We start from the raw sequence: 18,714 nt of genomic DNA, 5'->3' as shown, positions 1-18,714 counted from the left end.
TTTATGCGCTCATGAAAAGATTATTGCTACTCATCAAAGGCATGGCGATGGGCGGTGCCGACGTGATTCCCGGAGTGTCTGGTGGTACCATGGCACTGATCACGGGCATCTACGAAGAGCTGATAGACTCCATCAGGTCCATAGACGCTACGGCGTTGAAGCTGCTGCTAGGCTTTCAGATCGCCGCACTCTGGCGCCATATCAACGGCTCATTTTTGGTTAATGTATTTGCAGGGGTGCTGATCAGCATTTTTTCACTTGCCAAACTCATCACCTTTTTGCTCGAAAATCACCCCATACCGGTGTGGTCTTTCTTCTTTGGGCTTATTTTGATCTCGGCGTTTTATGTGCTGCCCAGGCAGCGTGACTGGCGAGCTTATATCTTTTTGGTGGTAGGGGTCGTCATAGCATATACCATCACTTCACTAGCTCCGGCTGAGACACCTACCGCTTTGTGGTTTATTTTTTTATCTGGAGCCATTGCCATTTGTGCCATGATCCTGCCCGGTATATCCGGTTCGTTCATTTTGCTGTTGCTAGGCAAGTATGAGTATGTGCTGGGAGCTGTCAAATCGTTTGACCTGGGAGTGATTGTGGTCTTTGCTCTGGGCTGTGCTATTGGAATTGTGACGTTTTCTAAGCTCATCCACTGGTTGCTTCACCACCAAAAGGTAGCTACCCTTTCTATACTGGCTGGATTTATGCTGGGCTCGCTCAATAAAATATGGCCATGGAAGCTAGTAGAGGAAAATAGTTTTGTAAATCTCTCCCCTCAGCAGTTTGAGCTTATCACAGGTCAGCCAAATCAACTATCTTTCGCAATCATTTGTGCTGTAGCAGGAGTAGTGATCGTAGTAGCATTGGAGCGATTCGGCAGCAAGATGTCTTGATTGTCAACCTTTAATTTTTTAAGCATGAAGCGCTTTGGACTCATTGGCTTTCCACTTAGCCATTCGTTTTCACACAAGTATTTCACAGAAAAATTCAAACAGATGGGACTTTCTGAAAGTCACCGTTATGACCTTTTTGCGTTGGAATACCTTAAAGATTTTCCAGGACTCTGGGAGCGCTATCCAAACCTTGTAGGCCTCAATGTGACCGTGCCACACAAAGAAAACGTACGCAGATTTCTAGACCGCCTGGATAGCAGTGCCCGTAAAGTGGAGGCAGTCAATGTGATCAAAAAAGAAGGGGATAAACTGGTAGGTTACAATAGCGACTACTATGGTTTTAAGCAGTCTGTGCTGAATTATTTTCAGGGTGCCGAACTGGTATCTGATGCATTGATACTGGGGGGTGGAGGTGCCTCCAAGGCAGTAGAGGCTGTATTTTTGGATTTGGGGATCAAATACATGGTGGTTTCGCGCCAGCGAGCCAAAGGAGACCTCACGTATGAGGATATTAAACAAAACCCTGACTACCTGGCCAAAACAGGAATGATCGTCAATACCACTCCGCTAGGAATGAGCCCGAACATAGAAGGCAAGCCGGATTTACCATATGATGTAATCCACCCAGAACAATACCTCTACGATCTCGTTTACAACCCCGAGGAAACGGCATTTATGCGAGAGGGGCGCCAGCGAGGAGCACGTACAAAGAACGGGCTGGAGATGCTCCACTTACAGGCCGATAAGTCCTGGGAAATATGGAATTCTTAGCATGTCATTTAACATAGTATCGGAATACGAGCCTACCGGTGATCAGCCAGGAGCCATCAATCAACTGGTAGAAGGAATAGGTAATGAGGAGCCAGCCCAAACCCTGCTAGGAGTGACGGGCTCGGGTAAGACCTTTACCATGGCCAATGTGATCGAGCGGGTGCAGAAGCCTACACTTGTGCTTTGTCACAACAAAACCCTTGCGGCGCAGCTCTATGGAGAGTTTAAAAGCTTTTTTCCTAACAACGCCGTGGAGTATTTCATCTCCTACTATGACTATTATCAGCCGGAAGCGTTTATCCCCACCACCAACCTGTACATAGAGAAGGACCTGTCCATCAATGATGAGATCGAGAAGTTGCGACTGTCGGCGACATCTGCATTGCTGTCTGGGCGACGAGATGTGCTGGTAGTGGCATCTGTGTCATGTATCTATGGTATAGGCAATCCCGAGGAGTTTGGAAAGAATGTTGTCAAGGTACAGGAAGGGGATGAGATTCCGCGAAATCAGTTTTTATTTAAGCTGGTGGATATACTCTATAGCCGTACGGAGGCGGAGTTTAAGCGAGGTACTTTTCGTGTCAAAGGCGATACGGTAGATGTTTTTGTCGCCTATGCTGATTTTGCCTATCGCTTTATTTTCTGGGGAGATGAAATAGAAACCATACAGCGCATCAACCCTGAAACGGGAGAGAAACTCGCTGAGGAACGAATTATCACCATCTTTCCGGCAAATCTTTTTGTGACAGGAAAGGATACACTTAATACAGCGATCACAGAAATACAGGATGACCTGGTGGCGCAGGTTCAGTTTTTTGAAGAGGAGCGCCGCTTTATGGAGGCCAAGCGCCTCAAGGAGCGCACGGAATTTGACCTGGAGATGATTCGCGAGATTGGCTACTGCTCAGGAGTGGAAAATTACTCTCGGTACTTTGATCGCCGAGAGCCAGGTGGTCGTCCATTCTGCCTTTTGGACTACTTTCCGGATGATTACCTGATGGTAGTGGATGAAAGCCATGTGACCATCCCGCAGGTGAGAGCCATGTGGGGCGGAGATAGGAGCCGTAAAGTAAACCTGGTGGATTATGGCTTTAGGCTGCCTTCTGCACTGGACAACCGTCCGCTTACTTTCAATGAATTTGAAGAAATGCTCAACCAGGTGGTGTTTGTAAGTGCTACTCCGGGAGAATATGAGCTGCGGAAGTCTGAAGGAGTAGTGGTAGAGCAGCTGATTCGTCCTACCGGGCTGCTAGACCCCATCATCGAAGTGCGACCGAGTGTCAACCAGATAGATGACCTCATGGAAGAAATTCAGCTGCGTGTGGAGCGAGAAGAGCGCGTGCTGTGTACCACCCTCACCAAGCGTATGGCAGAGGAGCTTACCAAATATTTAGAAAATGCGGGGGTGAAGACGCGCTACATTCACTCGGAGGTAGATACGCTGGATCGGGTGGAGATACTACGAGAGCTGAGGCTAGGGGTATTTGATGTGCTGGTGGGGGTCAACCTGCTTCGTGAGGGGCTGGACCTTCCCGAGGTATCATTGGTAGCCATTATCGATGCAGACAAAGAAGGCTTCTTGCGTAACGAACGCTCGCTGGTGCAGACTATAGGGCGTGCCGCGCGTAACGAAAATGGCATGGTGGTGATGTACGCAGATCGGGTGACCGACTCCATGCAGAAGTCCATCGATGAGACCAATCGCCGGAGGAGTATCCAGCAAGCATATAATGAAGAGCACGGCATTGTGCCTAAAACCATTATCAAAAACCGTGAGGCGATCCTGGGCCAAACGTCTGCTGCGGATAAGAAGAAAGGGGCTAAGAAATACTACAGTCAGGAAGAAACGGAAGCATCCGTGGCGGCCGACCCAGTGGTGGCTTACATGACCAAAGACCAGCTGAAGAAGCTTGCGGATGATACCCGCAAAAAGATGGAGAAGGCTGCAAAGGATTTGGATTTTATGGAAGCTGCAAGGCTGAGAGATGAGCTTCAGGAAGTAGAAAAGATGCTCAAGGGGAAATGAAATGGGTGTCTATTTTGTTTTGTATTTTTAAATGAGGATCTTTTTCTATGAGCAAACTTAAATTCAAAACTAAAGTAACTTCTGAGGGCACTATTGTATTGCCTGAGCATCTACACCTGGAGGATGAGTATGTGGAGGTAGAGTTGAAGGTGAAAAGTGTGAGTAGGGTTAAGGGAGATTTGAACAAGTTTTTAGAAAAGTGGACCGGCTTTATTAAAGAAGAGGTAACTGACGATAAATCAGCTTATTTGTTAAATAAATACAAATGATCAAGGTGCTTCTTGATACAAATATTGTGTTAGATATCGCCTTGCGAAGAATTCCACATTATTTCGACTCAGAGTCGATGTTTAGGTTGATTTCTGAAGGTGTCATAGAAGCCTATATTTCAGCTACCACAGTCACCGACCTTTATTATATATCGGCAAAACAAGTAGGCGGAAAGATGGCTCGGGAATTTATAAGTTCTTTAATCGAAATTGTTCACGTTGCCGGAGTTGATGAACATGTTATTCGGGAAGCTTTAAATTCAAATTTTAAAGATTTTGAGGATGGGGTTCAGCACTTCACCGCAGAAAAATCGAATTGCGAAGTGATCATCTCTAGAAATATTGACGACTTTAAAGGTGGTGTTTTGCCGGTAAGGACCCCAAAAGAATTCATAGAAAATTTAAAGTAATACTCACCTCTCTTCTTTTGATCTGATATTCTTAATATCAAAACTACTCCCTATCTCCAGGTTCGTTTATTTTAGCCAAAATTTTTCAGCGCATGTACAAACGTATCAACGGCATTCAGCATATCGGAGTAGGGGTTTTAGACTCTGAAGTTTCACAGAAATGGTACCGCAAGTTTATAGGGATGGACATTCCTATATTCGATGGTGTGGCTCCTGCGCCATTGATGGACGTGTACACGCACAATGAAACCATCACCAAGCGGGCTACCATGATCCTCAACCTTCAGGGTGGCTGTGCCATGGAGGTGGTCAACCCTACCAGTTTCACACCGAAAAAGGTGCAGTTCGAGATTGAGCTGGGAGACATAGGTATCTACATCAATCAGATAAAGGCCAGGGACGTGCGCAAAGCCTTTGAGCATTTTAAGACGAATGGAGCTAAGCTGCTTTCCGAGGTGGTAAAAATGCCGAATGGAGAAGAGACGTTTTATGCAGAGGATCCGAATGGATTGATCTTTCAGATCATTCCCGGGCAGAATTTTTATACAAAAGGCAAGCACATCACTGGTGGCCCTAACGGATGTGTAGTGGGTGTTTCCAACATTGACAATTCACTGAAGCTGTACGCCGATATCCTTGGGTACGATAAGGTGGTCTATGATGAGACGGGTGTTTTCGAAGATTATAAAAGTCTGGAAGGTGGCGAAAAGCAGTTTAGACGTATCCGACTCACCCAATCAAACCCTCCGGGAGGTGGTTTTGCCAAAGTGTCTGCAGATACTTACATCGAACTGATTCAGGCGATAGACTATACACCGAAGAAAATCTGGAAGGGTCGAATTTGGGGAGATGTTGGGTTTGTGCATATAGGCCTGGATGTGCGTGGTATGCAAGCGCTTGGAGCGGAGTTGGATGCCAAAGGCTTTGGGTTTACCTGTGATACCAAGGATACCCTGGATATGGGAGGAACTACAAGGGTGCATTGTACTTACATAGACGATCCCGATGGTATTTTGATAGAAATGATCGAGGTGTACAAAATTCCGATTATTGAGAAGCTAGGCATATTCCTCAACGTAGAAAAGCGCGACCCGCTAAAGCCATTGCCTGATTTTATGCTCAAAGCCATGCGCTTCAGCAGGATCAAGGATTAGTCGGCGCGACAGTACTAAACTAAGCATCCATTACAGTCATGATTAAATTATACGATGAGGTGGTGTTGACAGAGGATATAGGAGTGAATAAGCCTATATCCGGAGATATTGGCGTTGTGGTACATATACATGGTGATCATGAAGGTTATGAAGTAGAGTTTATGACTTTAGGCCGCACTACTCTCACCGTAGAAACTGTTTCTGCCACTCAGGTTCGTCCTGTTTTGGATGATGAAGTTCCTCATGCTCGGCGAATTGGCTAGCTCACTTTTTTCAGCGCTTTTTCTCTGATCACATCCCCTACAGGGCGATGGTATATTTTGCTTTCCAGCCAGGAGATTATGTCAAAGTAGACAAATGCCCGTTTGTCGTATTTGCTTTCAGATAGCTCCATCAGCTGCTCACGGAGGCGCTTAAACCGCTCAATGAGCTCGTCATTGGTGATCTCTCTAGATAGTCCTTTGAGGAATTCCAGTATATATTGCTGAAAAGCATGGAGGTCATCTTTCTTTAATAAAAAGCGGTAAGTAGACCGGATGTAGTAATCGATTACGTCCCTATTGCCTAGTTCGTAGTGCGTAATCAGATTGATGATTCGAGCAAAAGAGTGTACATCCTCGCGGATATCCTGATCTTCAGAGTTGATGATTCTGTTGAGCCATTTGAGAGCCTTTCTATAGTTTTCATTGCCAAAATACAAACAAGCGATCTTGTAAAAGAGCACGAGCTCGGAGTGCTTGTCCAGCATACCGATGTACCCTTCCAGTCGTTCTTCGATGCGTTGTAGGAGGCTCACACCTTTTTTGAAGTCTCCCACCATAAAATATCCATTGAACTGATGCGCATAGCTGTATTTAAACAGTCGGATTTGTAGGTTTTCGTTGAGTTGGATCAGCCTGTGGTTGGCCAGGTTGCGCAGTATTCTATGTGTGTCTTGAAACTCCGTATACTTAGATAGGCGCGCCTGAGCATTGAGCAGTTGGTTGAGTGCTTTGATGTACATCTCCAGGTAGTATGCAGAGTTTGGAGTATCTCTGAAGAGGTCTACCCACTTGCGCGCATAGCGATATACTTCTTCAAAGTTTTGGATAAAGCTATAGTAGCTTAGTTGGATGTCATACCAAAGGAGCTTTTCGCGGAAGCTAAACTCATCTTCGTTCCATTCGGGGAGCTGGTTTAAGAAAACATTCCGGATATGATCATGGTCTTCCTTGTTTCGGATATAGCCTGTTTTCACGTAAATGGCGTTGAGCTCTGCAGTCAGGTTGGTCAGCTGATTTACTCTGGAGATACGTTCATTGATGGTGTTGGCTTCAGATACGATTTTTCGGACAGTGTCCAGATGATTTTTACTTAGCGAGTAGGGGAGTAGGTTTTTTTCCCATTTGAGCACCTCTAGTTGTAGTTCCAGGTTTTCACTCTTTTTGATAGCCTTTTTTACCTTTTGGAGCAGTTGCATACTTTGCTGGTACAGGCTTCTGTCAAAGAGGATTTGGATGTAATCTATTTGCTCCCGTATATGTACTTCGTCATTGGAGGAGGCGGTATATTCTTTGAGGCTCTGCAGTACTTTTTTGTACAAGTGAGCCTTCAGGTTGCTAAACTGTCTTGGATTGATCCAGTCATTTTTTTTGATGACCAGTTCTTCGTTAAAATCCTCCATTTTATCCAAAGCATCAAATAGCAGCAGGTACTTTGTATCCTCGTTGGGCTGTGCTTTGTTTTTCACTTTGAAATAGCGCTTTTCACTCTTTCTGAGTGACTTGATGAGGGTAAACAAATGATCTGATCGCTCTTTAGGCATAGTAATTAAAAAATCCTTTACTTGCTAAAATAACGTCATTTTGACGAAAACATTCCATTAGAAGTCGTAATTACATTTTTATTTGATTTTATCCTTCACTGCTTCCCTTCTACTTTAGAATTTGAATTTAAATTCTTAGGAAGAGTAGATGGCAGGAAAGACACTTTTTGAAAAAGTTTGGGAATCTCACGTGGTATCGAAGAAGCCAGAATACCCCGAGGTTCTTTACATAGACAGACATTATATACACGAGGTAACATCACCTCAGGCCTTTGATGGTCTGCGTAGACGTGGCCTACCCGTGCTCAGACCGGAGCAAACCACAGCCACAGCAGATCACAATGTGCCCACACTCAATCAGCACTTACCCATACAGGAGCCTCTTTCAAGGTTTCAGGTACAGAAGCTTCGTGAAAACTGCGAAGAATTTGGAGTGGAGCTCTACGACTTGGGGCATGAAAAACAAGGAATTGTTCATGTTATAGGCCCTGATTTGGGGCTTACCCAGCCTGGAATGACCATGGTTTGTGGAGATAGCCATACGTCTACGCACGGGGCTTTCGGAAGCATCGCTTTTGGTATAGGCACTTCTCAGGTGGAGCAGGTATTGGCTACTCAGTGTTTGCTACAGTACCGTCCTAAAACCATGCGCATAGAGGTAAACGGCACGCTGGCCAAAGGAGTCACGGCCAAGGACATCATCCTGTATGTGATATCGCAGCTGTCCGCAGCAGGCGGTACCGGTTATTTTGTGGAGTTTGCTGGTACGGCTATCAAGTCTCTATCTATGGAGGCTCGCATGACCATTTGCAACATGAGTATAGAGATGGGCGCAAGAGGTGGTATGATAGCTCCAGACGAAACCACTTTTGAATACCTAAAAGGTCGTGAGTTTGCACCGAAGGGTGAGGCGTGGGATCAGGCAGTAGCTTACTGGAAAACCCTTCCTAGTGATCCGGATGCATCTTATGATCGTGTGGAGGTGTTTCAGGCTGAAGACATAGAGCCATGGATCACTTATGGTACCAACCCTGGTATGGGTATGGGCGTGTCTCAAACCATTCCTGAAGTGGCTGTAAATGGCACTGCAAAGGACATGGTAAAGGCGCTCGATTATATGGGATTGGATCCTCAGCAGCCGCTGAAAGGTAAGAAAATCGATTACGTGTTTATCGGTAGTTGTACCAATTCGCGAATCGAAGATTTGAGGGCTGTTGCCGATTTTGTTCAGGGCAAGAAAAAAGCAGATGGCGTTACTGTTTGGATTGTACCCGGCTCTAAAGGAGTAGAGGCTCAGGCCAAAGAAGAAGGGCTCGATAAGGTGTTTACCGAAGCTGGATTTGAGCTGCGTCAGCCAGGCTGCTCGGCATGTCTGGGGATGAATGAAGATAAAGTGCCTGCAGGCAAGTACTGCGTAAGTACGTCCAATAGAAACTTTGAAGGACGTCAGGGACCTGGCGCCAGAACATTCCTGGTGAGTCCGTTGATGGCTGCTGCTGCAGCTGTGACTGGTGAGATTTCTGACATTAGAGAATTGATATAGATGGGATTTAAAAAACTGACATCCACGGCAGTACCACTGCCAATCGAAAATATAGATACTGATCAGATCATACCTGCGAGATTTCTAAAAGCCACTACTCGTGAGGGGTTTGGAGACAACTTGTTTCGGGACTGGCGCTATGACAATGCGGATCAGCCCAAAGCAGATTTTGTGCTGAATGACGACACTTACACCGGCGAAATCCTGGTAGCGGGAAAGAATTTTGGCTGTGGAAGTAGTCGTGAGCACGCGGCATGGGCGATCAAAGATTACGGGTTTGCAGTAGTCGTAAGCAGCTTTTTTGCAGACATCTTCAAAGGGAATTCTTTGAACAATGGCTTGCTGCCAGTACAGGTTACTGATGAGTTTTTACAAGAACTTTTTAAGACTATAGAGCAAGATCCTAAGGCTAAGATCACTGTGGACCTGGAAGCTGAGCAGATCATCAATGAGCAGACGGGTAATAGTGAGCAGTTTGAGATCAATGCCTATAAAAAAATGTGCCTCATCAAGGGGTACGACGACATTGATTACATCCTTAGCGGAAAAGAAGAAATAGAAGCTTTTGAAGCAAAACGAGTGACTTTTTAAGAACAATGGCAAATAAAAATATAGTAATTCTAGGAGGAGACGGTATTGGCCCGGAAGTGACAGCATGGGGTAATGATGTTTTAAAGAATATCGCTGAAATTTTCGGCCATACCTTCTCTTTCCAAAACGAACTGATAGGGCATGCAGCTATAGAGGCTACTGGAGAGCCACTGCCAGACAAAACATTGGATGCGTGTAAGCAGGCGGATGCGATCCTGCTTGGTGCCGTAGGACACCCAATGTACGATAATGACCCATCCAAGCAAGTGCGCCCCGAGCAAGGCTTGCTAAAAATCAGAAAATCATTAGGGCTTTATACCAACATACGCCCGATTAAAATATTTGATGAGCTCGCACATGCGTCGAGTATCAAGTCGGAAATATTGAAAGGCTCTGATATTTTGTTTTTCCGCGAGCTTACAGGAGGAATTTACTTTGGAGAGCCAAGGGAGCGTCAGGAAAATGGTGAAGTAGCCATAGATACCATGCGCTACTCTAAGATGGAAGTTCGTCGTATTGCCGAGAAGGCATTTGAGGCTGCCATGACCCGTCGTAAGATTGTACACTCTGTGGACAAAGCCAACGTACTGGAGTCTTCTCGCCTATGGAGAGAAACCGTAAATGAGGTGGCCAAGAATTACCCTGAAGTAGAGCTGGTACACATGTTTATAGACAATGCATCGATGCAGCTGATCAAAGATCCTAAGCAGTTTGATGTAGTGGTTACAGGAAACATGTTTGGAGATATCCTTACCGACGAGGCATCACAGATAGCCGGATCACTGGGTATGCTGGCGTCTGCTTCTGTAGGTGACAGTGTGGGGATATTCGAGCCTATCCATGGCTCGGCGCCAGATATCGCTGGACAAAACATCGCCAATCCTTTAGCTACTATCCTATCTACTGCACTGCTTTTGGATATATCATTTGGTATGCAAGAGGAAAGCAAAGCAGTGATAGATGCAGTGGATGCCGTGCTCAAAGAGGGCTACCGCACCACAGATATTGCCGAACAACAAACACCTAAAGATAAAATTTTGAGCACCGATGAGATGGGTAAGCGAGTCGTCGCACACATCAAGCAAGCGGTCTCTGTACAATAAAGAGGAGCAACCATGAGTGATAAGGTATATGTATTCGATACTACACTGAGAGATGGGGAGCAGGTCCCTGGCTGTCAGTTGTCCACCCCAGAGAAGATAGAGATTGCTAAAGAGCTGGAGACACTGGGTGTAGACGTAATAGAGGCTGGTTTTCCCATTTCCAGCCCCATGGATTTCAACTCAGTAATCGAAATATCGAAAGCTGTAAATGATCCGATAATCTGCGCGCTTACACGCTCAGTAGAAAAAGATATCGACTTTGCCGCTGATGCACTGAAATACGCTAAGCGCAAAAGAATCCATACCGGAATCGGTTCGTCTGATTACCACATCAAGTACAAGTTTAAAAGTGATCGCGAGCGAATCCTCGAACGTGCTGTGGCAGCTACTAAGTATGCCAAAAAGTATGTGGAGGATGTAGAGTTTTATTGTGAAGATGCCGGCAGGACCGAAAATGAGTACCTGGCACGCATGGTAGAGGCTGTTATTGCTGCTGGTGCTACTGTGGTAAACATTCCGGATACTACCGGGTATTGCCTTCCAGAAGAGTATGGTGAGAAAATTAAGTTTTTGAAAGAAAACGTAAAAGGCATCGACAATGCCATCATCTCATGTCATTGCCATAACGATCTTGGTTTGGCCACTGCCAATACTATGGCTGGTGTGCTCAATGGAGCGCGGCAGGTAGAGGTTACCATCAATGGAATAGGAGAACGCGCCGGAAATACTTCTCTGGAAGAAGTGGCGATGATCATGAAGACGCACAAAGACGTAGATCTGCATACCAACATCAAGAGCCAGCACATCTATGCATTGAGCCTTTTGGTGAGCAAAATGATGCGTATGCCGGTGCAGCCCAACAAGGCGATCGTAGGTAGAAACGCATTTGCACACTCTTCAGGAATTCATCAGGATGGGGTGATCAAGCACAGAGAAAATTACGAAATCCTTGATCCGGAAGATGTAGGGATTCCTCAGTCTTCCATCATCTTGACAGCTCGTAGTGGTAAAGCAGCACTGAAATATCACCTCGACCGATTGGGGTATGAACTGGAAGAAGCTCGTGTAGAAGAGGTCTATCAGGAGTTTCTGAAAATGGCTGATGAGAAGAAAGATGTGACCGACGAAGACTTGATCGTGCTGGTAGAGGGAGCACTTCCTGAAGGAGGTGTCAAACTGAAAAACGTACAGATTATCTGTGGTGAGTCGGTGTTTCCATCAGCTACAGTGGAGCTAGAGGTAAACAATGAGCTGGTACATGCTTCGGCTACCGGTACTGGCAGTATAGATGCTGCGTTTAGAGCAGTGGATGAGATGTTGGGAGAGACTTTTGACATGGACGAGTTTTTGGTACAGTCCATGGGCAATAGAAATGACGATGGCAAAGTGCACCTGAGAGTAAAATATCAGGACCAGCACTACATGGGATTTGGTGTGCATCAGGACATCATCATCGCTTCGGTGAAAGCCTATGTGGATGCCATCAATAAGATTGCTTCTGTGAAAAACAAAGCAATCAAAGTGAGTGCATAGTAGTAGTAGAATTATGATAGATTGAAAAAGCTGCCCAAGATTTGAGCAGCTTTTCTTTTATCTACAGTTTGCTGAAAGGAAAACATACCATGCTAAGCTATGCAAGAAGTAATTGATTTTTTAAACGCTCTGGCGGCCAACAATAACCGGGACTGGTTTGACACCCAAAAGCAAAGATTTGCAGAGGTGAAAGACGTTTTTGCTGCCCAACACGCTGATATAAAAGCGCTGCTCGCACAGCACGATGAAATAGAAAAAGATAAAGTCTACAGGATCTATAGAGATGTCCGGTTTTCGAAAGACAAGACTCCTTACAAGCGACATTTAGCCGGTAGCTTTCGGAGGGCAGGACATTACCGACGGGGTGGATATTACTATCAGGTGCAGCCAGGAGGAAGTTATATAGCAGGAGGTTTTTTTGGGCCTAATGCTCAGGATCTTCTCCACATCCGAAAACAAATACAACAAGAGCCAGAAGAGCTCAGGTCGATCGTTTCTGCTCCAGACTTTCAACAGCTGTTTGGTGGCCTTCAGGGAGAGCAGTTAAAAACAGCTCCCAAAGGATTTGAAGTATCGGACCCGGCAATTGATCTGTTGCGCTACAAGCAGTTTATCGTTCGCAGGCCACTTACAGATGGAGAAGTGTTGTCGGAGACGTTTCCACAGATTGTGGATGAGACGTTTAAGGGAATGCGACCATTTTTTGATTACATGAGTGAAATACTCACTACTGACCTTAATGGAGAATCGCTTTACGACGAGTAACAAGTAAAAGGCCACCTCGCAAAATGTGAGGTGGCCTTTTAGCTAAGCTCTTTTGATTACGCCGAGGATGAGGGCGATTACGGCGATCACGAGCAAAATATGAATGAGGTGACCCAGGCTATAGACAAAAAATCCAAGAAGCCATCCAATCACCAAAATAATTGCAACTAGATAAAGTAAGGATCTCATAGTGTAGTGTTGTTTGGTTCGGCTCTTTTATTACCAAAAGGCTTACCAAACTGATAAATTGGCTTGAAATGGTATTTTTCGGCCCTGTTGAGGTAGGATGGATTCCCTATTTTAGAAATTGATTTTCGAAATGATAGCGCTATACAGAACTATCTTCGTGAATTTTAAGGATTTGCTTTTTGAGCTGATAGCGATTGAGCCGCTGTTTGATCTTGCCAAAGATGATAATCAATGTGAAAAATAAGACGCTCAACCAAAGGTAGTTTTGAAGCTGGCTTCTGGTTTTGTTGGCTTGTTGTTCGGTAAAGAACCCGGCGGCCAGCACTTCCATCTTGTACTGATCTTTCACTTGAAGGATCTCTTCCTGAAGCATCAGAAACTTCCGGTTTTCAGCAATGTATCGTTGTGAGTACTCATGGCTACCTGCCATGTCTCCAGTAAGGAAGGCAATTTGAGAGTAGGTATTGAAGAACTCATAGTTCTCGGGTAGCAGTGTTTGTTTTTCGTAGAGCGGAAGGGCAAGTGCGGCTGTTTCCTGGGCTCTGGCAGTAAGCTTGAGGTCCATATAGACCCTTGATAAATCAGCATATGTCAAAAATAATGACCGGTCATCTGTGCGCCAGGGTAGGGCTTCTTCATACGCCAGACGAGCTCCCGATAGCCTGCCCTCATCAGAGTAAGTCACCCCGATATTGTGCCAGGCACGCCCTATGTGTACGTCTCCCGAAATTTCGCTGAATGGATAGTTAATGATTTCCTGAAAGGACGTTCTGGCAGCATCGTATGCTTTCATGTCCTTGAGAATAAGCCCTCGTTGGTTTAAGCACCGGATGATCCGCAGTTCGTCATTTAGCTCTTCGGCAATGCCTTTGGCAATATCCACTTCTTCGAGCGCTTCTTCTAAGTTGCCAAAATCATGCAATGCGCTTGCCTTATTGTAGTGAAGTTTAACCAGTCGTCTTTTCCAATCCTCGTTTTTGGCAAGTGCAATCCCTTCGTTGTAGTATTTAATCGCTTGCGCATATACGTGATGCTTTTTAAGGATTTCGCCGGTATTGAGTAGCACCTTTACTCGGCTTTCAAGTGCTTTAGGTTCGGATGAGCGCTTAAATACTTCCAGGGCTTCGAGGTTGATTACAAAAGCCTTGCCCATGTCGTCCTTTTGCCGGTAGAGGTAGGCTTTGATAAATAGGGACTGTCCTTGAAGGTAGTTGTCATTGGCTCGCTCTGCCAGTCTCAAAGCTTCATCGGCTAGTTGCATGGCCCGGTCGGGGGCATCATCCAGTAGCCCATAAGCTTCCTCATGCAATGCCTCGATGGCATTGGAACTAATTGCTGTAAAAGGCGCAACTAGCAAAAAGGCAAGTATGGGGATGAGCTTTTGCACGAAAATTATAAGTGAACAGGTTAACGTTATTCGCTAATATAGAAAAAGACGAGCTTTTAAGCTCGTCTTTTTCACAGTTTTAGACGAAATACACGTGTGAACGGGATTAATTTCCGCCTGGTTTCTCTTGTTCTTCTTCTTTGTCATTAGTAGACGCTGTGGTTGACTGATCAAGCTCAGACGCTACTACCATGTCGTTAAAATCATCATCAGGAGCACATGCCGGAGCTATAAGTGAAACAACGAAAACGAAAGTGAGTGTTTTAAATAAATTTTTCATCGGTATACATAATTTTTATTGAAACATACCGGTAATATACTTAATAAGTAGCTAATTTACTGTATCGTACTGATAATCAGGGAGAATCGTTGGTTCTACCTGAAGAAAGAAATGGTGAGGGAGTTATTTGCTGCTACGGACAGAGTGGATACTCTCGGCTATTACTGTGATGAAAATCAAGAATCCGCCAAAAAGTGTTTTGCCCGCGGGCACCTCGTTCAGGAAGATATAGCCTAGAAAAATTCCTATCAAAGGCGTTAATGAACTGATAATGCTAACGGTGCTGATAGAAAAATTTTTAAAACTCAGTACGAATAGCGTATGACCAGTAGCAGTTGTAAACAATCCAAGAATGAGTATTCCCTGCCAATTGGCTTGAAAGCTTGTCATGAAAGAACTCTCTTCCAGAAAGAGCACTGGCCACAATACCAATGAGATAACCAACAGCTGATAAAACATTAGGGTGATTCCACTCTGGCCACTTACTTTTTTCTTGAGCATAATGTTTCTGAGCGAGTAAAACAGTGCAGAGAGGACTCCCAGGGTGATACCGAAGGTAAAGTTGTTTTCGAAGGTAAGTTCAGGGACAAGCATGGCTACACCTGCAAAAGCTACGATGGCCAGTACTATGCTCAGTTTTTGAAACGGGGTTTTTAGTATAATTGGCTCTAAGAGTGCAGTCATCACAGGATACGTGAATAGAGCGAGCATTCCGATAGCTACATTGGAGTATTGCAGAGCAAAGAAATAAGTAACCCAATGAGCTCCCAGTAAGAGTGCACTAAGGATCAACGACCCATAATTTCTCCTAGATCCAGGGCTGGTATCTATTCCAAATACCTTGAGCACGGCATATAATGCCACAGCCCCTATCACGCACCGAACCCAAATGGTAACAGGCGGAGACATATCGATATAGCGGCCCAGTGTGCCTGAACTTGACATCACTACAATGGCCAGGCCTAGCTGAAGAAAATGGGAGAGTTGGGTGTTCATAAGCGTGCAAAGGTAGTGCTTACCTCCATACGCCGTATATTTTTCAAATTACTCATAGGTGGACAATCTTTTCGGTGCCACTAAAGCTCACCTGGTTTTTCTTGTTTGCTATTTTGTCAGTGCTAAGCGTGGCTTGTCCATTGTGGGTTTTCACTGTAATGGTCCAATCCGGAAGCGTTTGTTTGATGCTTAATTGACTGCCATTTTTTTCTATCGTGAGGCTGTTGTCACCAATTTTTACATTGGCTATGCTCGCTTGCTGCCATGCTGGTGGGAAGTTTGGAGTGATGGTAATGCGCTTTTCGCCAGCGTTTGGTTCGATACCAAAAAGATGTTCAATAATAGGTGTGGCTACCGCGTAGCTATTCCATGCCTGAGCGATCATGCCATAATCCGGACTTACTTCATACATAGACCCGGGGAGCGCATAGCTAAATCCATTCGCAAGCATCTTTAGGTATGCGAGTGAGTGCTCAGGCCGCCCATAGCGTGCTTCGGCTATTGCTTGTACACCGGTAGGTAAAGTCATAACCGCCCCCACATAGCTAAAGGCCTTCCATTTGGACGATTGTTCCTGGTTTTCGTCACGATCTATGCCAGTTACATACATGCCAAATTTATTGGTGTAGTTTCTAGCGGTGACCAGGGCTGCTTTGGCTTTCTCAGGATCTGCTATTCCTATTTCCATAGGGGTGTTTACTACCCAGTTGTGATGCACCACAAACCCGCGCGTTCTATTGTCGCGGAGGCGTGCTACACGGTCTTGGGTGCGTTGCAGCTCAGCGATGGCCCAGGGCTTATTAATCGTATCAGCACGTACGATTGCGTCATCTATCAGTTTGATGGCTTGGGCTCGGGTAGCTCTGAAGTCTGCGAATGAATTGGCATCAGCTACCCACCAGGTGGTGTTGATTTCTTCTTTTAGCAGAGTAGCCTTCGCAGCGTATTGAGCGGCAAGTTTTGGTTCGCCAAACAATTCGGCCATATTGCTGGCCGCAGCATAGGCGGCTTGCGTGTAGGCTACTACGTCGATCATCTCAGAGTGCAGTCCGTGTATTTCCATCATACCCGCACCATCAGGAAACCCATTCCCATCTTTGTCTTGTGATTCGACCCAAAGTAGTCCGTCTTTTACGAGCTGGTAGTGTTTTTGTAGAAACGCCAAGTCTCCTGTCCACAAGTAATATTTCCATAAAAGATGAATGAAATAAGGGGTAGTGTTGAGGTTGCCCGGGTTAAAAACCACACCATTGGTACTTGCCTCGTGCATGATTTTTCCATTGTCGTTAACCCTTCCTGAAAGCTCTATGATTAGTTGTAGGGTGTTTTTCACCTCTTGATGCTGACCGGTAGCGAGCAGGCCTTGAAGGGCGTATGTGTTGTCGGTGCCAAACCACCACGGGTAGTCTGGAATCCCTGCAGAAAGTCCTCGGCCGATTTCTGGCACATCGCGCATCAGCCAGTCAGTGTTATACTTGGTCCACCGGTACATCTGCTCGATACGCTCGTCAGGTACGCTTAGCTTTGCAGTTTGCGTAAGCTTTTCATATTTGGCTTTCTTTTTGGTCAGAAGGGCTATGCTTTGCGTGCTTAGGTGGTTGAGCGTTTCGTGTGCTGCATCTTCTGATTGATAAGAACCTCCGATGTAATAGGTGATGACTGTTTCCTTGCCCTCATTCAGCATTAAGGTTGAGTTTAACGAGGCGTCTACGCCTTTTCCTCGTCTAGAGTTGGCGCAGGCTGTGACTGAACGTGGCGCTGATTCTACGCTGCTTTTTACGGCTACATACCAGGGGTTTAGGCTGTCTTTGGCCAGTAGCCCATTTGCAATGTCGAATGACACCTGATCGGCACCGTCCTGTATGTTGAGGCTGTCGGCTAGCCAAACTGGCCTGAGGTCTATCAGGGCAGTGAACGAAACATTCAGCTTTTGTGAAGTTTTTATTTTCCTGAACAGGTATTCTACTACGACTCCTTCAAGGCTGTCTGGAACAAACTGTGTCCGCACTACTTCAAAATCAGGGAGCTGGTAAATATGCTGGTTGGCCAAGGGGTAATTGATAAACTGCAGCGCCGGAGGCAGGCAGTAAGTAGAGTCTTGAGTAATACTCAGCGCAAAACCGTCAAGTAGTTTTATGGGGTGATTCCAAATGCCGCCCATTTCTCCGGTTACGTGCCACCCCAAATCTGGGAAAGTACCATCCTGATGCCCTACTACGTAGAGCCGGTCGCCAGCGGCTACATACGGTGAAGAGAGGTAATCACTTTTACCGGTAACTGACGGAAGGTCTGCCAATGTCTGACTGAGGGTTTTGGGACCTTTGGGCGCACTGTTGCATGCCACTAGCCCTGCCAGCAGCGCAAATACTATCCATTTCATACTTCTCTATACTTTATACCTGAAAACGAAGATATAGAATGTATGCCAATGGAGCTTATGGTGAAGTAGGATTGGTGGCTTCAAACGTGCCGTTGTAATAATCGAATGCCTTTTCGATATCAGATTTGCTGGCCAGGTCCAGGTTGCGGTTTTTGATAAATTGGTGCATCCATTTGGAGTCCCCTCCAAAAACCTCCAGGATGTCTTTTTTACGTTCCAGAGGTTTGAGTTTGTTCTTCTCTATGGTAAAGAATGGAGGGTAAAGTGCTCCTGTGACCTGATCTTTTGTCAAGCCTTCTTTAAAAAGCACAATCGTTTTGCCGTAGGCCAGGGCCTCAAAGAGATAGTGGTCATTGCCCAGTTCATGCCCTACATAAATTTTTTGAGAGCCATCGGGAAACTGGAGCTTTGCTTCTTTGATCTGGCGAGCACCAAAAATTTTAGAGGAGTTATCCCTGGACCAAAGCACCTGATTTAGTTTGAGGTTTATGTCCACTAGCCCTTCATATTTGCCTTCAGTAGTTTTGAGGGTGCCCGTCACTTTGCTGTTGGCATCAAAGGTCTGGCCACAGAGTGAATGGCACATCCAGAGCAACATGAATATTGTCGTGTACTTCATTGAC

The 18,714-nt window shown here is 45.6% G+C and carries 19 protein-coding genes; 12 read left to right on the top strand and 7 right to left on the bottom strand.

The genetic code is table 11. The features are described from left to right. The first annotated feature begins 11 nt into the window (after nt 1-11). From C7460_RS21120 to C7460_RS21090, 7 genes are all read left to right on the top strand, one after another. Nucleotides 12-890: a DUF368 domain-containing protein gene (locus tag C7460_RS21120; protein ID WP_221409599.1), complete on the top strand. Its 879-nt coding sequence runs from the start codon at nt 12-14 to the stop codon at nt 888-890. A 24-nt stretch (nt 891-914) separates the two neighbouring features. After that, complete coding sequence (locus C7460_RS21115) at nt 915-1,661, top strand: shikimate dehydrogenase family protein (RefSeq protein WP_115870132.1); 747 nt, start codon at nt 915-917, stop codon at nt 1,659-1,661. Nucleotide 1,662: 1 nt separating this feature from the next. Then, on the top strand, nt 1,663-3,687 hold the full coding sequence (uvrB, locus tag C7460_RS21110; protein ID WP_115870131.1) for an excinuclease ABC subunit UvrB: 2,025 nt from the start codon (nt 1,663-1,665) through the stop codon (nt 3,685-3,687). Nucleotides 3,688-3,734: 47 nt separating this feature from the next. Next, complete coding sequence (locus C7460_RS21105) at nt 3,735-3,956, top strand: hypothetical protein (protein ID WP_115870130.1); 222 nt, start codon at nt 3,735-3,737, stop codon at nt 3,954-3,956. Then, the gene (locus C7460_RS21100) at nt 3,953-4,366 is read left to right on the top strand and encodes a PIN domain-containing protein (protein WP_115870129.1); all 414 of its coding nucleotides are present in this window, start codon (nt 3,953-3,955) and stop codon (nt 4,364-4,366) included. Before C7460_RS21105 ends, C7460_RS21100 begins: the two co-directional genes overlap by 4 nt. A 92-nt stretch (nt 4,367-4,458) precedes the next feature. Continuing rightward, the gene (locus C7460_RS21095) at nt 4,459-5,520 is read left to right on the top strand and encodes a VOC family protein (protein ID WP_115870128.1); all 1,062 of its coding nucleotides are present in this window, start codon (nt 4,459-4,461) and stop codon (nt 5,518-5,520) included. 38 nt (nt 5,521-5,558) lie between these two features. Next, nucleotides 5,559-5,783 (top strand): DUF4926 domain-containing protein, encoded by a 225-nt coding sequence (locus tag C7460_RS21090; protein WP_115870127.1) that lies wholly within the window; start codon nt 5,559-5,561, stop codon nt 5,781-5,783. Here C7460_RS21090 and C7460_RS21085 read toward each other — a convergent pair. After that, nucleotides 5,780-7,324 (bottom strand): hypothetical protein, encoded by a 1,545-nt coding sequence (locus C7460_RS21085; RefSeq protein WP_115870126.1) that lies wholly within the window; start codon nt 7,322-7,324, stop codon nt 5,780-5,782. The genes C7460_RS21090 and C7460_RS21085 overlap by 4 nt on opposite strands. A gap of 148 nt (nt 7,325-7,472) precedes the next feature. Here C7460_RS21085 and leuC point away from each other — a divergent pair, with 148 nt between their 5' ends. From leuC to C7460_RS21060, 5 genes are all read left to right on the top strand, one after another. Next, complete coding sequence (gene leuC / locus C7460_RS21080; protein WP_115870125.1) at nt 7,473-8,867, top strand: 3-isopropylmalate dehydratase large subunit; 1,395 nt, start codon at nt 7,473-7,475, stop codon at nt 8,865-8,867. Further along, on the top strand, nt 8,868-9,458 hold the full coding sequence (leuD, locus tag C7460_RS21075; protein WP_115870124.1) for a 3-isopropylmalate dehydratase small subunit: 591 nt from the start codon (nt 8,868-8,870) through the stop codon (nt 9,456-9,458). It begins immediately after the preceding gene. A 5-nt stretch (nt 9,459-9,463) separates the two neighbouring features. Then, nucleotides 9,464-10,561: a 3-isopropylmalate dehydrogenase gene (gene leuB / locus C7460_RS21070; protein WP_115870123.1), complete on the top strand. Its 1,098-nt coding sequence runs from the start codon at nt 9,464-9,466 to the stop codon at nt 10,559-10,561. Nucleotides 10,562-10,573: 12 nt separating this feature from the next. Continuing rightward, a complete protein-coding gene (locus C7460_RS21065; RefSeq protein WP_115870122.1) occupies nt 10,574-12,094 on the top strand; it encodes a 2-isopropylmalate synthase in 1,521 nt (506 codons plus the stop codon). A 99-nt stretch (nt 12,095-12,193) separates the two neighbouring features. Next, entirely contained in the window at nt 12,194-12,859 is a 666-nt protein-coding gene (locus C7460_RS21060) for a DUF2461 domain-containing protein (RefSeq protein WP_115870121.1), read from the top strand. A 42-nt stretch (nt 12,860-12,901) separates the two neighbouring features. Here the strand turns inward: C7460_RS21060 and C7460_RS21055 are convergent, their stop codons facing one another. From C7460_RS21055 to C7460_RS21035, 6 genes are all read right to left on the bottom strand, one after another. Then, a complete protein-coding gene (locus C7460_RS21055) occupies nt 12,902-13,048 on the bottom strand; it encodes a lmo0937 family membrane protein (RefSeq protein ID WP_115870120.1) in 147 nt (48 codons plus the stop codon). A 139-nt stretch (nt 13,049-13,187) separates the two neighbouring features. Continuing rightward, nucleotides 13,188-14,435 (bottom strand): tetratricopeptide repeat protein, encoded by a 1,248-nt coding sequence (locus tag C7460_RS21050; protein ID WP_115870119.1) that lies wholly within the window; start codon nt 14,433-14,435, stop codon nt 13,188-13,190. Between the two features lie 106 nt (nt 14,436-14,541). Next, the gene (locus C7460_RS23900; protein WP_170148126.1) at nt 14,542-14,715 is read right to left on the bottom strand and encodes a hypothetical protein; all 174 of its coding nucleotides are present in this window, start codon (nt 14,713-14,715) and stop codon (nt 14,542-14,544) included. Between the two features lie 123 nt (nt 14,716-14,838). Continuing rightward, on the bottom strand, nt 14,839-15,711 hold the full coding sequence (locus C7460_RS21045; protein WP_115870118.1) for a DMT family transporter: 873 nt from the start codon (nt 15,709-15,711) through the stop codon (nt 14,839-14,841). Between the two features lie 52 nt (nt 15,712-15,763). Further along, nucleotides 15,764-18,091, bottom strand: coding sequence for an alpha-L-rhamnosidase-related protein (locus tag C7460_RS21040; protein ID WP_115870117.1), 2,328 nt, complete (start codon nt 18,089-18,091; stop codon nt 15,764-15,766). A 55-nt stretch (nt 18,092-18,146) separates the two neighbouring features. Continuing rightward, nucleotides 18,147-18,710 carry a hypothetical protein gene (locus C7460_RS21035; RefSeq protein WP_147303040.1) on the bottom strand — a complete coding sequence of 188 codons (564 nt, stop codon included), beginning with the start codon at nt 18,708-18,710 and terminating at the stop codon, nt 18,147-18,149. Nucleotides 18,711-18,714: the final 4 nt, after the last annotated feature.

The sequence above is a fragment of the Marinoscillum furvescens DSM 4134 genome, assembly GCF_003386095.1.
GTDB classification, from domain to species: domain Bacteria; phylum Bacteroidota; class Bacteroidia; order Cytophagales; family Cyclobacteriaceae; genus Marinoscillum; species Marinoscillum furvescens.
This window is presented reverse-complemented; position numbering and strand designations above follow the sequence as displayed.